The organism is Cryobacterium sp. MP_M3, from assembly GCF_015752155.1.
Taxonomy (GTDB): domain Bacteria; phylum Actinomycetota; class Actinomycetes; order Actinomycetales; family Microbacteriaceae; genus Cryobacterium.
On the sequence record NZ_JADOVI010000013.1, the window covers coordinates 23,161 to 36,483 of the forward strand.

The 13,323-nt window shown below is 71.1% G+C and carries 14 protein-coding genes; 2 read left to right on the plus strand and 12 right to left on the minus strand.

Annotation, left to right across the window (positions count from 1 at the left end; all coding sequences use genetic code 11):
- Positions 1 to 16: 16 nt before the first annotated feature.
- The gene (gene hutH, locus IWX89_RS14120; protein ID WP_196904188.1) at positions 17 to 1,612 is read right to left on the minus strand and encodes a histidine ammonia-lyase; all 1,596 of its coding nucleotides are present in this window, start codon (positions 1,610 to 1,612) and stop codon (positions 17 to 19) included.
- Between the two features lie 52 nt (positions 1,613 to 1,664).
- Here hutH and IWX89_RS14125 point away from each other — a divergent pair, with 52 nt between their 5' ends.
- A complete protein-coding gene (locus IWX89_RS14125) occupies positions 1,665 to 2,474 on the plus strand; it encodes an IclR family transcriptional regulator (protein ID WP_196904189.1) in 810 nt (269 codons plus the stop codon).
- Between the two features lie 41 nt (positions 2,475 to 2,515).
- Here IWX89_RS14125 and IWX89_RS14130 read toward each other — a convergent pair whose 3' ends face one another.
- The 4 genes from IWX89_RS14130 to IWX89_RS14145 form a co-directional block, all read right to left on the minus strand.
- On the minus strand, positions 2,516 to 2,890 hold the full coding sequence (locus IWX89_RS14130) for a hypothetical protein (RefSeq protein ID WP_196904190.1): 375 nt from the start codon (positions 2,888 to 2,890) through the stop codon (positions 2,516 to 2,518).
- Between the two features lie 72 nt (positions 2,891 to 2,962).
- Complete coding sequence (locus IWX89_RS14135) at positions 2,963 to 3,991, minus strand: alpha/beta hydrolase (protein WP_196904191.1); 1,029 nt, start codon at positions 3,989 to 3,991, stop codon at positions 2,963 to 2,965.
- A 110-nt stretch (positions 3,992 to 4,101) separates the two neighbouring features.
- Entirely contained in the window at positions 4,102 to 5,232 is a 1,131-nt protein-coding gene (locus tag IWX89_RS14140) for an aromatic acid exporter family protein (RefSeq protein ID WP_231383319.1), read from the minus strand.
- Entirely contained in the window at positions 5,229 to 5,738 is a 510-nt protein-coding gene (locus tag IWX89_RS14145; protein ID WP_196904192.1) for a GNAT family N-acetyltransferase, read from the minus strand. Before IWX89_RS14145 ends, IWX89_RS14140 begins: the two co-directional genes overlap by 4 nt.
- Before the next feature lie 264 nt (positions 5,739 to 6,002).
- Between IWX89_RS14145 and IWX89_RS14150 the strand changes: the two genes are divergently transcribed.
- Positions 6,003 to 8,186, plus strand: coding sequence for a DEAD/DEAH box helicase (locus tag IWX89_RS14150; protein ID WP_196904193.1), 2,184 nt, complete (start codon positions 6,003 to 6,005; stop codon positions 8,184 to 8,186).
- Positions 8,187 to 8,259: 73 nt separating this feature from the next.
- On the opposite strand, the gene IWX89_RS14155 is transcribed toward IWX89_RS14150, so the two are convergent.
- From IWX89_RS14155 to IWX89_RS14185, 7 genes are all read right to left on the minus strand, one after another.
- Positions 8,260 to 8,757, minus strand: coding sequence for a universal stress protein (locus tag IWX89_RS14155; protein WP_196904194.1), 498 nt, complete (start codon positions 8,755 to 8,757; stop codon positions 8,260 to 8,262).
- 74 nt (positions 8,758 to 8,831) lie between these two features.
- Positions 8,832 to 9,185 carry a hotdog fold thioesterase gene (locus IWX89_RS14160; RefSeq protein WP_231383328.1) on the minus strand — a complete coding sequence of 118 codons (354 nt, stop codon included), beginning with the start codon at positions 9,183 to 9,185 and terminating at the stop codon, positions 8,832 to 8,834.
- 94 nt (positions 9,186 to 9,279) lie between these two features.
- Positions 9,280 to 9,888 (minus strand): TetR/AcrR family transcriptional regulator, encoded by a 609-nt coding sequence (locus IWX89_RS14165; RefSeq protein WP_196904196.1) that lies wholly within the window; start codon positions 9,886 to 9,888, stop codon positions 9,280 to 9,282.
- A gap of 79 nt (positions 9,889 to 9,967) precedes the next feature.
- Positions 9,968 to 10,804, minus strand: a complete 837-nt coding sequence (locus IWX89_RS14170) for an ABC transporter permease (RefSeq protein WP_196904197.1) — start codon at positions 10,802 to 10,804, stop codon at positions 9,968 to 9,970.
- A complete protein-coding gene (locus IWX89_RS14175; protein ID WP_196904198.1) occupies positions 10,801 to 11,763 on the minus strand; it encodes an ATP-binding cassette domain-containing protein in 963 nt (320 codons plus the stop codon). Before IWX89_RS14175 ends, IWX89_RS14170 begins: the two co-directional genes overlap by 4 nt.
- A gap of 73 nt (positions 11,764 to 11,836) precedes the next feature.
- A complete protein-coding gene (locus IWX89_RS14180; protein WP_196904199.1) occupies positions 11,837 to 12,682 on the minus strand; it encodes a DUF4097 family beta strand repeat-containing protein in 846 nt (281 codons plus the stop codon).
- A 94-nt stretch (positions 12,683 to 12,776) separates the two neighbouring features.
- Complete coding sequence (locus IWX89_RS14185; RefSeq protein ID WP_196904200.1) at positions 12,777 to 13,265, minus strand: histidine kinase; 489 nt, start codon at positions 13,263 to 13,265, stop codon at positions 12,777 to 12,779.
- Between the last annotated feature and the right edge of the window lie 58 nt (positions 13,266 to 13,323).

Genomic DNA, 13,323 nt, shown 5'->3' on the forward strand with positions numbered 1-13,323 from the left:
GGCTCCGGCTCCGGCTTCAGACGAGCGGCCCGGTGACGGCGGCCGCGGCATCCGTCACCGCGCCGGACGCCACCAGGTGCACGACCGCCTCGATCTCGGGGGAGAGGAACCGGTCGTGGCCCGGGCCCTCGGCCACGGTGCGCACCAGGTCGCGCACAGCGCCGGTCGCGGCGCCCGGCCGCACCGGGGCGCGCAGGTCGAGGGAGCGCGCGGCGGTCATGATCTCGATCGCGAGCACCCGCTGCAGGCCGTCGATCGAGTGGCGCAGCTTGCGGGCCGCGGCCCAGCCCATCGACACGTGGTCCTCCTGCATGGCCGAGGACGGGATCGAGTCGACGGATGCCGGCACCGCCAGGCGTTTGAGCTCGGAGACGATCCCGGCGGCGGTGTACTGCGCGATCATCAGCCCGGAGTCGACGCCGACCTCGTGCGCGAGGAACGGCGGCAGGCCCTTGTTGCGGTGCGCGTCGAGGTGCCGGTCGGTGCGGCGCTCGCTCATGCTGGCGACGTCGGCCGCGGCGATCGCGAGGAAGTCGAGCACGTAGCCGACCGGGGCGCCGTGGAAGTTGCCGTTGGACTGCACCCGGCCGTCGAGGGTGACGACGGGGTTGTCGACCGCGCTGGCGAGCTCGCGCCCGGCGATCAGCGCGGCGTGGTCGGCCGTGTCGCGGGCGGCGCCGTGCACCTGCGGGGAGCAGCGCAGCGAGTAGGCGTCCTGCACGGTGGGGTCGTCCGGGCCGGCGTGGCTGGCCAGCAGCGGGGAGCCGTGCAGCAGCGCGCGCAGGTTGCCTGCGCTCTGGGCCTGGCCGAGCTGGGGGCGGAGGGCTTGCAGGTCGGCGGCGAAGGTCGCATCCGTGCCGAGCAGAGCCTCGACGCTCATCGCGGCGGCGATGTCGGCCGTCGTGAGCAGCCGGGTCAGGTCGGCCAGGGCGAGCACCAGCATGCCGAGCATGCCGTCGGTGCCGTTGATCAGGGCGAGGCCCTCCTTCTCGGCGAGCACAACCGGCGTGATGCCGGCCGCGGCGAGGGCAGCCTGGCCGCTCATCGGCGTGCCGGCGGCGTCACGCACCCGGCCCTCGCCCATCACCGCGAGGGCGCAGTGGGCGAGCGGGGCCAGGTCGCCGGAGCAGCCGAGCGAGCCGTATTCGTGCACGACGGGGGTGATCCCGGCGTTGAGCACGGCGGCGTAGGTCTCGGCGGTGACCGGGCGCACCCCCGTGCGGCCGGTCATCAAGGTCGACAGGCGCAGCAGCATGAGCGCGCGCACCACCTCGCGTTCCACCTCGGGGCCGCTGCCGGCGGCGTGCGAGCGCACCAGGCTGGCCTGCAACTGGGCGCGGCGGTCGCTCGTGATGAAGGTGGTCGCCAGGGCGCCGAAGCCGGTGGAGATGCCGTAGTGCGGGTTGACGTCGTTGGCCAGGCCTTCGATGATCCGCCTGGTGGCGGCGACTCCGTCCAGGGCGGCCGGGTCGAGCACGATCGGGGCGTCCAGCCGGGCGACTGCGACCAGGTCGGCGAAGGAGACCGGGCCGGCGCCGACGGTGACGACCGCGGGGCGGACGGACGCGGGGAGGGCGGATGCGGGCGTGACGGCTGCGTGGCTGAGGGACATACTCCGATTGGACACCAGTGCGAGCCAGGCCACCACTCATTTAGACTGGCTGATGTCCGGTACCCCGGACAGTTCAGGAGGGGGTCGCATGGCCGGCTCCAAGGTTCCCGCGGCGGAAGGCACGCTGCGCATCCTCTCCCACCTGGCGGTGCAGCGCGGTCCGGTGCCGGCTTCGGCGATCGCCACGACGCTCGGCCTGCCGCGGTCGACCGTCTACGATCTCCTCGCCGTGCTCACCGAGCAGGGCTTCGTGCTCCACCTGCCGGAGGAGCGCCGCTACGGGCTGGGCGTCGCCGCCTTCGAGCTGAGCTCCGGCTTCTCCCGGCAGCAGCCGCTGTCCCACCTCGGCCGCCCGCTGATCGCCGCGCTCGTCGACCGGATCGGCGAGAGCGCGCACCTCGTCGTGCTGCACGGCCGGGACGTGGTCTACCTGATCGAGGAGCGGGCGCCGCGGCGGCCCTCGCTGGTGACGGATGTCGGCGTGCGCCTGCCCAGCCACCTCACCGCGAGCGGGCGGGCCCTTCTCGCGGCGCTGCCGAATGCCCAGTTGCGCGCGCTGTACCCGAACGCGGCGGCATTCGCCGCCCGCGACGGGCAGGGTCCCCGCACGTCCGGTGAGCTGCGCCGGCTGCTGGAGCGGGTGCGGGCCGACGGGTTCGCCCAGGAGGACGGCGAGATCACGGCGGGGATGGCATCCGTGGCCGTGGCGGTGCGGGACCACGCCGGCTGGCCGGCGGCGGGGATCGCGGTCACCTTCCCCCGGGAGCGGATCGCCCCGGCGGAGTGGCCGGCCCTCGCCGCCGAACTGGCCGGCACCGCCGCGGAACTCTCCCGCCGCATCCGCGGGCGTCCGGCCGGCTGAGCGCTCGCTCTCAGAGCCTCGATCTGCCTCCCGAAGCTGCCTCAGCCGGCGAACAGGGCGATCAGCAGGGCAACGTAGACGACGACGAACACGGCCGGCGTCACGAACCGCACCACGTTCACCCAGGGTGCCGCCGACAGGATGCGCCGGGTGACGGCCGACGTGCCGCCCACGGCCCGCAGGTCGGCGATGACGGCCAGGGCTTCATTGGCGGCGTTGATCTGCACCAGCGCACCGAGGATGCCGGAGGCCAGCAGCACGCCGGCGGCCGCGACCCGCACGCTCGGGTCGGCTGTGGCCAGGCCCAGGGCCAGGAAGCCCACCAGTGCCGTGAGCAGGAAGGTGGGGGCGACCTGGGACACGATGACGTGCCAGCGGGTCTTGATCCACAGGTTGATGAGCTCGGATTCAGTCATGCGGGGCTCCACTCCGGTCGCCGCGGACGGACGACATGGTCCTATTCTTGCGCCCATCCGGCGCATCACGGCTCAACGTCCGAGCGCCCCGTGCAGGAACGCGGCGACTCGTGCGCGCATGCCCTCGTCGAGGATGCCGATCGAATGCACCGTGCCGGGCACCGTGACCAGCTCGTGGTCGATGCCGAGGCGTTCGAGGTTCGTGGCGAAGCGGGTGGCCTGGGCGAGGGGGATGAATTCGTGGTCGGACTGGCCGATGAAGACGGGCGGGTCGGTGCGGTCGAGCCGGCGCGCCGGCGATGCGGCGACCGCCTGGGGGCAGTCGGCGAGCGACGAACAGCCGAGGTAGCGGAGCACGAGGTTCTGCAGCCGCTCCGAGGCCCCGTCGGTGGCGAGGGCCTGGCCGGTCAGGTCCGTCGGCCCGGAGAGTTCGGCGACCGCGGCGACGCGTGACCCCTCGGTGAGCGGGCCGGTGCCGCGGGTGCCCAGGAGCAGGGCGAGGTTCGCGCCGGCCGAACCGCCGAAGGCGCCGATCCGGGCCGGGTCGATGCCGAACCGTGCCGCGTTGTCGGGCCGGCGGATCCACTCCACGGCTGTGGCGAGGTCGTCGATCGCGGCGGGGAACACCGAGGCAGGGGCGAGGCCGTAGTCGACCGAGTACGCGACGAACCCTTCCGAGGCGAGCCATTCGCAGACGCCGCGCCAGTCGTCGTTGGCCTTGTCCCCGCGCACCCAGCTGCCGCCGTGGATGGACACCACCGCGGGCAGCGCCGCGGCGCCGGGTGTGCCGGGGGTCGATCCGGCCGGGGAGCACACGTCGAGGGCGAGCGGGGTGCCGTCGGCCTCGGTCGTGTAGACGACGTCGGTCGTGACCGTCACGCCCGCCGGCTTGGCGAACGTGCGGATGCCGAGCAGCGATGTGCGGGGCGCTCCGACGGCGGTGCCCTTGGACGCGGCGATGGTCGCGTCGGGGACCGTGGTGCCCGACTGCAGCCCGGCCAGGCCGGCGGTGCCGACGAGGGCGATGGCGAAGACGGTCAGGACGGTGAGCAGGCGGGCGCGGCGGCTGCCGAATCGGGTGTGGGGAAGGCGGGTTTTCACGAGTGCTCCGAAGTGCGGGGGTATGCCTTGAGAATAGATCGTCTTCCACCGGGCGGCGAATCCCGTTCGGGGGCCGAGTCTCAGGACGTGGGGGGCTGCCGCACCGGCTCTTAGGCCGCGGCGTCGGCCGGTTCGGCTGGTTCTTCGGGGCCGTCGAGGCGCGGGCGGAGGGCGGCAAGGATGCGCTTGACGTCCATGGCGACGGAGGAGGCCACCGCCATCGAGGTGATCGGGGCGGTGCCCCTGTGTTCGTCGAGTTCGGCCAGCAGGGCCTCGACGGCGGCATCCGCCTCGCCGATCGCCGCCTGTTCGGACTCGTCCGGGTCCCAATCCCTCAGCGCTGCGGCGACGGCGGCCAGGGCGGCGCTGACGTGGGGCCGAAGTTCCGGGTGGAGCTCGAGGGGAACGGGTGTTCCCCAGACGGCGCCGGCCAGGACATCGGTCAGGTCGCGCACGTGGAAGGTGGCGGTCTCGAACGCGGACAGGTCGTCGTAGTCCGCGGAAAGATTTCGGCGGTGAATGCGGGCCCGGGGATTGCCTTTGCGGCTGTCGTCCGCGTAAAGCAGCGCGATCCGTACCTCGCGGCCGAGCTCCACGAGCGCCAGGTTCCGCGTGGCCCAGCTGTCGCGCTCGGGCGGCCAGTCTTCGGTCAGCGCCTCGGAGACCTCGATGAGATGGTCGGCCAGGGTCGTGCGGAACCGCGTCAGCTGCCGGCCGACAGCGTCGAAGGCCAGCGGCGGCAGCACCAGGAGATTGACGGCCAGGCCGATCAGGATCCCGAGGCTCATCTGCTCGAGGTACCCGATCGAGTAGCCGTCCGCGTTCGGGCCGCCGATGATCAGCACGAACAGGGCCGTCACCGGGATGTACTCCCGGTTCGGGCCGAACCAGCCCGTGGCCGCGATCACGGCGCCGATGCCGACCGCGAGCGAGATCGTGAACACGTTGGGCTGGCTGAAGATGAGCACCGCGGCCGCGAGGAGGATGCCGACCGCCAGCCCGCCCAGGGTCTGCAGGGCGTTCCTCACCGAGCTCATCAGCGTGGGGTACATGCTCACGAGCGCGCCCAGTGGTGCGTAGTAGGGGTACTCGTCGGCGACGCCCGGCAGGAGCGGCGCCACCGACCAGGCGATCGCCACGGCGACTGCGGCCTTCAGTGCCTGGACGAGCTTGAGATTGGTGGCGGTCTTGCCGACCCAGGAAATGGCGGTGCGCGCCGGGCGTGCGGCCGACCTGGTCAACGGGTGCCCGCCCCGCGGTCCGGATCGGCTGCGTGGCGGCCGGAGGGAGTGAGGTCTTTCGCGAAGCAGACGCTGAACTCCTCACCCACGTACTGTCCGAACGGGGCGATCTCCCGGTAGCCGCACCGCCGGTAGAACGCCAGGGCGGCGTCGCTCTGCGGTCCGGTCTCCAGCACGACCTGACGGATGCCGGCGGCCAGGGCATCCGCTTCGGCCCGGGCGAGCAGGCGGCCGGCGACGCCGCGGCCGCGCGCGTCCGGGTGCACGAACATCCGTTTCAGCTCGGCGGTGCCGTCGCCCTGGCTCACGAGCGCGGCGATGCCCAGCGCCAGGCCGGATACGTCCCGCGCCGCATAGAAGGTCACGCCGGGCAGTTCGAGCTCGTCGACGCCGAGCAGGAAGTTGCTTTCGGGCGGGTAGAGGGACTGCGCGTACTCGGCGCTCTGGCGGAGCAGGGCGGCGATCCCGGGCTGCCTGGGCGACTCGATCGCTATGGTCGTCAGCATGGAATCAGACTAGACGGAGAAAGCGGTCCGTGACTTAAGGGCATCGATCGGGTAACGTAGGTAAGTCGGCTCTTGACACCGCGCAATTTTTACGTGTGCGCGGATGGGTTTGTAAGTCAGGATGGGCCGGTTTCCCAGTAATCCGCTGGTGAAAAATCACTGTATGTGAACGGCCCCGGCCATAGACTGCCCGGGTTCTCAGGTTGCGTCGCGCATGTGCGTCGTCGTTCTGCCATGTACTCAACACAACCCAGGAACTTTTCTATGCCTAATAGCAAGAATCCGGCCGTCGGTCGTTCGAACAAGAACTACGATCCCAAGTACTCCGCCAAGGGCGGACCGTCCAAGGGCGGCCCCGCACGCGGCGGCAGCGCCCCGGGCAGCAAGAGCCCCGGACACCGCGGCCACCACGACGACGCCGCGGCGCCGAAGAAGGCCCGCTGGAACGCCGGAGAGCGCGCGGACCGCGCCGCCGGCCGCCCGGCCAACGACCGTCCCGCCTACGGCAACGACCGCCCGGCCTACGGCCAGCGCTCGGAGCGTCCCGCCTACGGTGACCGCCCGAACCGTACCGAACGCCCGGCGTACAACAACGACCGTCCCCGCACGGACCGTCCCGCCTACAACAACGACCGTCCGTCGTACAACGGCGCCCCGCGCACGGATCGCCCGACTCACAGCAACACCGAGCGTCCGTCCTACAACGACCGTGCCCGCACGGATCGTCCGGCGTACAACAATGACCGTCCTCGTACGGACCGTCCGGCTTACGGTGACCGCGCTCCGCGCACGGACCGTCCGGCGTACAACAACGACCGTCCCCGCACGGACCGTCCCGCCTACGGTGACCGCGCCCCGCGCACCGATCGCCCCGCCTACACCAACGACCGTCCGTCCTACGGCGACCGCGCTCCGCGCACGGACCGTCCGGCGTACAACAACGACCGTCCCCGCACGGACCGTCCGGCCTACAACAACGACCGCCCCTCCTACGGCGACCGTCCGGCCCGCTCGAACTCCGACCGTCCGTCCTACGGTGACCGTCCGGCGCGTTCGAACTCCGACCGCCCGTCCTACGGCGACCGTCCGGCCCGCACCGAGCGTCCCTCCTATGGGGACCGCCCCGAGCGCTCGCACTCCGACCGCCCGAACCGGTCGCACGACGACGGCGGCCACTCCAGCAACTTCTACCCGAGCCGCGACACCAAGGCGCACTTCGCCGCCGGTGACGACGTGGTTCTCGAGCGCCTGGAAGCCATCGCGACCACGGCTGCTGAAGTCGTCGGCGTGACCTTCGCAGACCTCGGCCTCGGCGAGAACATCGTCCGCGAGCTCGCCACCCTCGGCGCCGCCACCCCGTTCCCGATCCAGGCTGCGACCATCCCGGATGTCCTCGCCGGCCGCGACGTGCTCGGCCGCGGCAAGACCGGTTCAGGCAAGACAATCGCCTTCGGCGCTCCCCTCGTGGAGAAGCTGCTCGAGAACAACGGCGCCAAGGACCGCAAGATGGCCCGCAAGCCCCGCGCGCTCATCCTGGCCCCGACCCGTGAGCTGGCCCTGCAGATCGACCGCACCATCCAGCCCATCGCCCGCAGCGTCGGCCTCTTCACCACCCAGATCTACGGCGGTGTTCCGCAGTACCGCCAGGTCAGCGCCCTGCAGCGCGGCGTGGACATCATCATCGGCACCGCCGGCCGCATCGAAGACCTCATCGAGCAGGGTCGCCTCGACCTGTCCGAGGTTGTCGTCACCGTCCTCGACGAGGCCGACTACATGTGCGACCTCGGCTTCCTCGAGCCGGTTCAGCGCATCCTGCGCCTGACCAAGAAGGGCGGCCAGAAGCTGCTCTTCTCGGCCACCCTGGACAAGGGCGTCGCCCAGCTGGTCAAGGAATTCCTGACCAACCCGGCCGTGCACGAGGTTGCCGGTGAAGACCAGGCCTCCTCCACGATCGACCACCGCGTGCTCATGATCGAACACCGTGACAAGAGCGCCATCATCGGCCAGCTCGTCGACCGCCAGGGCAAGACGCTGATCTTCTCCCGCACCCGTGCCTACGCGGAGCAGCTCGCCGAGCAGCTCGAAGACGCCGGCGTGAAGGCGACCAGCCTGCACGGCGACCTGAACCAGGCCCGCCGCACCCGCAACCTGCAGATGCTGACCAGCGGTCGCGTCAACGTGCTGGTGGCAACGGATGTCGCAGCCCGCGGCATCCACGTGGACGACATCGACCTGGTCATCCAGGCCGACGCCCCCGACGAGTACAAGACCTACCTGCACCGCTCGGGCCGCACCGGCCGCGCCGGCAAGTCCGGCACCGTGGTCACGCTCATCCCGAAGCAGCGTCGCCGCCGCATGGACGAGCTGCTCGGCCGCGCCGAGATCGAGGCCAGCTTCACCAGCGCGACCCCGGGCGACTCCGCGGTCAGCGACCTCGCGGGCATCTAACCCGCCGCACCCGCACTACGAAGCAGAGGCAGCCACCGTCACGGTGGCTGCCTCTGCTTTTCGTCGTGGAGGGCTAGTGCCGCGGCCGGGCGACCAGCACGGGGCACTCGGCCAGGCGCACGCACTGGTCGCTCACCGAACCGAGCAGCAGGCCGGCCAGGCCGCCGCGACCCCGGGACCCGACCACGAGCATCCGCGCGTGCCGGGAGACCTCGATCAGGCTGCGCGCCGCACTGGCGTGCACCGCGAGGTAGTCGACGGTGACGCCCGGGAAACCGGCGACATTGGTGTGCACGTCGTCGATCAGGGCCGAGCGCACCGCGGCGGCATACTCGGGGAACGACGAGACGTAGCCGAATTCCCAGTTCGCCGGCCGGGGCGCGGTTTCAATCGACCAGGCGCGCACGATGACGACGGGGGAGTGCAGCCGATCGGCCAGTTCGAGGGCGGTGGCCAGCGCATGGTCCGCCCCGCTCGAACCGTCGTGGCCGACCACGATGCTGCCGGCCGGTGCCGGGGGCACGGCCGAATCCTGTGGGGCGGGCGGGGGAACGGTGCCTTCGGTGCTCATCGCTGACTCTCCGAACTGGTGCGCGGGTGCGGAATGCGTCCTCGTGATCCCACCCTAGCCACGTTGGGCTACGGTTACCGGTCCGGGGCGTCGATGATCAGGTTGGTGATTCTCGCGGTGCAGAGCCGGCGGCCCTGGTCGTCGCTGATCACGATCTCATGGGACGCGATGGTGCGGCCCAACCGGATGGCCGTGGCCACCCCGGTCACGATGCCCTCCCGCGCCGCGAGGTGGTGGGTCGCGTTGATGTCGAGGCCCACGGCGCTCCGGCCTGGCCCGGCGTGGATCACGGCCGCCCACGAGCCGAGCGCCTCGGCGAAGGCGACGGATGCCCCGCCGTGCAGCAGCCCGAACGACTGCCGGTTGCCCTCGACGGGCATCGTCGCGACGACACGTTCGGCGGACTGCTCGAGGATGGTCACGCCCATCTTCAGGTCGAGCTCGCCGAGGGTGATCTTCCAGCTGTCGTTCACGTTTCTCTTTTCCTGATGACGGTGGCGACGGTGCTCGACCACCGAATCGCTACTTCTGTGCCGACACGCGGAGGCCGTCGAGCGCCACGGCGAGCACGTCGTCGGCGAGCTGGGCCGCGTCTTCCGGGCCTTCCGGGCGGTACCACTCGGCGATCGAGTTGACCATGCCGAACAGCAGCCGGGTGACGACGCGCGGGTCGATGTCGCTGCGGAGCGACCCCTCGTCGCGCGCCTCGGTGACGAGGGCCGTGACGGCCTTGTCGAAGGCGCGCCGGCGGGACAGGGCCGAGCGTTCGACATCCGTGTTGCCGCGCACCCGCAGCAGCAGCGTCACGTACGGCAGCCGGTCGGTGAGCACCCGGACCGCCCCGCGCAGCACCCCGGCCAGGCGATCGATCGCCGGGCCGACCTGGGCGCTCTCCTCCGTGAGCACACCCTCGAGGCCGTCCAGGGCCTCGGCGAGGGCGAGCTCGAGAAGCTCGTCCTTCGACGCGAAGTGGTGGTAGATCGCCGACTTGGACAGGGCGAGCCGGGTCGCGAGCACGCCCATCGAGGTGGCGTCGTAGCCGAACTCGATGAACGCGGCCACGGCCACCTCGAGGATGGCGCGCTGATCGTAGCCGGGACGCCCCCGCCGGGTCAGAGCTTGTTCAGACATTACGGAGAAGTCTCTCATGTGGGGAGCCGAACTGGTTGATGGTGAGGGCCGTGGACGCAGCTGCATCGGTGCGCGCCCGTCAGCGCACGGACTTCCGCTCGTAGATCGCCATCGACCAGACGTACCCGACGACGATCAGCACGACGCACCAGCCGACCGCCAGCACCGGGTTCCCGCCGAGCGGGGTGCCGAGCAGGAGCCCGCGAATGGTCTCGATGAACGGGGTGAAGGGCTGGTAGTCGGCGAATCCCTGCAGCCAGGTCGGCATGGAGTCCGTCGGCACGAAGCCGCTCCCGAGCATCGGCAGCAGGAGCAGCACGACCGGCAGGTTGCTGGCCGTCTCGACCGACTTGGCCTGGATGCCCATGGCGACGCCGACCCAGCTGGTCGCATAGGCGATGAGGGCGATCAGTCCGGCCACGGCGAGCCATTCGATCGGTCCGGCCGTCGGTCGGAAACCGATCAGCAGACCCACGCAGAGCACGAGCGCGACGGCGATGACCGCCTGGAGGGCGTTGCCGATCACATGCCCGGCCAGCACTGCGGCGCGAGAGATCGCCATGGTGCGGAACCTGGCGGTGATGCCCTCCTTCATGTCCATCGAGACCGTGGTGGCCGTGCCGCCGGCGGTGCCGGCGATGGTGATCAACAGGATGCCCGGCAGGACGTAGGCGAGGTAGGCCTCCCGCCCGCCCGCCGGGTCGACGCCGGGCAGGCCGGCGCCGAGCGTGCCGCCGAAGACGAACACGAACAGCAGCAGGATCACGACCGGCCCCAGGATTGTGAAGATCGACAGGCCGGGGTAACGCACCATGTGCAGCAGGTTGCGCCGCAGCATGGTGATCGCGTCGGTGACGACGTATGAGCGTCGAGTGGCGCCCGGGCCCGCCGGGCCGTGGGCGGTGATGGTGGTCATGGTGTCATTCCCTTCTGGTTCACCTGGCCGGACGGCGCCGTCGTGCCGGTCAGCGCGAGGAACACGTCGTCGAGGTCGGGGGTGTGGATGCTGAGGTCGGCGACCTCGAGACGGGCCGCGTCGAGGCGGTCCAGAACGGCGCGGAGGGCGCCGACGCCGCCATCGCTGGGCACGGTGAGCTCCAGCCCGGCGTCGTCGCGCGTGGAATCCCCGAACAGCCGTGAGGCGGAGTCCAGCGTCGCGGCATCCGTGAAGCGAAGCCGGAGGTGCCCGCCCGGAACGAGGCGCTTGAGCTCGTCGGGCGTTCCGGCGGCGACGATGCGGCCGCCGTCGAGAACCGCGATCTGGTTCGCGAGCGCGTCGGCCTCCTCGAGGTTCTGGGTGGTGAGCAGCACGGTCGTGCCGTTCGCGACGAGACCGCGCACGATGTCCCACATGGTGCGTCGGCTGCGGGGGTCGAGGCCCGTGGTGGGCTCGTCGAGGAAGATCACCCGGGGTGCCGTCACGAGGGTCATCGCGAGGTCCAGCCGCCGTCGCATCCCGCCGGAGTAGGTGGCGAGCGGTTTCCGGGCGGCGTCCGCGAGGTCGAACTGTTCGAGCAGTTCGGTCACGCGAGCCGCCCCGCGTTTGGCGCCGAGGTGGCGCAGCCGGGCCATCAGGAGGAGATTCTCCTCGCCGGTGAGCAGACCGTCGACGGCGGAGAACTGGCCGGTCAGGCCGATCACCGCACGGACGCCGTCCGGATCGCGCACCGTGTCGAATCCGTGCACGAGGGCCGTCCCGGCGCTCGGCCGCAGCAGTGTGGACAGAATGTGCACGGTCGTCGTCTTGCCGGCGCCGTTCGGGCCGAGCAGGGCGGTGACGGTGCCCGCGGCGACCGTGAGATCGATGCCGTCGAGCACCACCTTGTCGCCGTAGGATTTTCGCAGCCCGCGGAGTTCGATCGCTGGAGTGGTCATGAGTGGTGGTCCCTTCTGTCGGTTGGCTGGTTGGCTCGCTGGCGGTTGTCAGGGCCGGGCCGGCCGGCGCCTTTCAGCGGGCGCGCTGGATTCTGATGCCGCCCCACTGGGTGCGCGCACGCACCGCGACGGTTTGCTCCGACGGGTCGGGGGCGCGGTCCCCGTCGAGTTCGTTGCGCACATGCCCGTCCTTCGAGGCCAGGTCTAGCCAGGCCGGGACGCCGGGCCGCACACCGACGGTGACCGGGCCATAGCCGCTCTCCACCTCGATGGCACCGGCGGAGACCGCGCCGAGATGGATGCTGCCATAGGCGGTCTTCGCTGTGACGGAGGCGAGAGCCCTCGTGATCTCGAGGTCTCCATAGGAGAGCTTGAGGTCGAGGGCCCCGCCCGACTCTCCGATCGTGATGCTGCCGTGAGAGGCCCTGAGAACGGCGTCGCCACTGATCGTGCCGATCCGAATCTGTCCGTGGTCGGCCGTGATCTCGCTCCCGCCGTGGATGGTTCCCACCGTGGCGTTGCCGTGCCCGGCGCGAAGCCACAGGTCGCCGGTCGTGTCGACTTCGACGCTTCCGGTGAGGTTCTTGATGCGGGTGGCGCCGAGACGACCTGCCGTGCGCGCGTTGCCGACCGCGATCTCGGCGGTGAGTCGTGACCCTGCCGGCAGTTCAACCTTCAGGTCGACCGATTCGGTGGGGCCGATGATGCTGAAGCGGGGCTTCGGGCCGGTGATGGTCAGCCGTTCCCCGTCGAAGGTGACGAGGGTCTCCTCCGCCCCGCGGCGGTCGACCGACCTCGCCGGGTTCGTGGGCGACACGGTGACGACGGTGTCGGCGCGGTCGCCGGCGACGACCTCGATCTCGCCGACCTGCAGGTTGATGGCAAGGTCGATCGGGGTGGGGGTGCGGTAGGTGGGCATGCTGGCGCTTCCCTTCGAGGGGCGTGGTTGTCCGGCCCCGCGGGGTCGCGGGGCCGGTATAGCGACGAGGTGGGCGCGCGAGGCGTGACTGCCCCTAGCGCGCCCAGCCCGCGAAGTTGTCGCCGGTGCGCAGCGTGCGCTGCGCGGACCGTCGTTGCCTGGGCTGGAGGGCGGCCGCGACCGCGCGCACCAGCCAGGTGTTGACCGAGAGGCCGTCGGCCGCGGCCGCCTCGTCCACCTGGGCCTTGAGGGCGTCGGGCAGGCGAAGGGTGGTGCGCGAGGTGCTCGCATCGCCCTGGTCGACGGATGCCGGGGGCCGGTCGTCGCCGTCGGCCTCGGTGTTCGGCGCGGTGACGACGAACTCGACCTCGCGCCCGCGAAGCCGCAAGTCGACCGACCCAGGGGCGAGGTCGCGGGTGATCTCGCCGGCCGCGGCGGAGAGGGCGTCGAGCAGCACGAGCCGGGTCGCGGCATCCAGCGCGGCGGCGAGCCGCTCGGCGACGGCGCGAGTCTCGTCCGCGCCGTTCGCCGCGGCATCCACCAGCTGGCGCTGCAGGTCGTTCACGTACTGTCCGAGTTCCATGTCACCATCATGACACCACGATGGTGTCATGTCAAAGAATATTGGTGTCTTCGTTGCT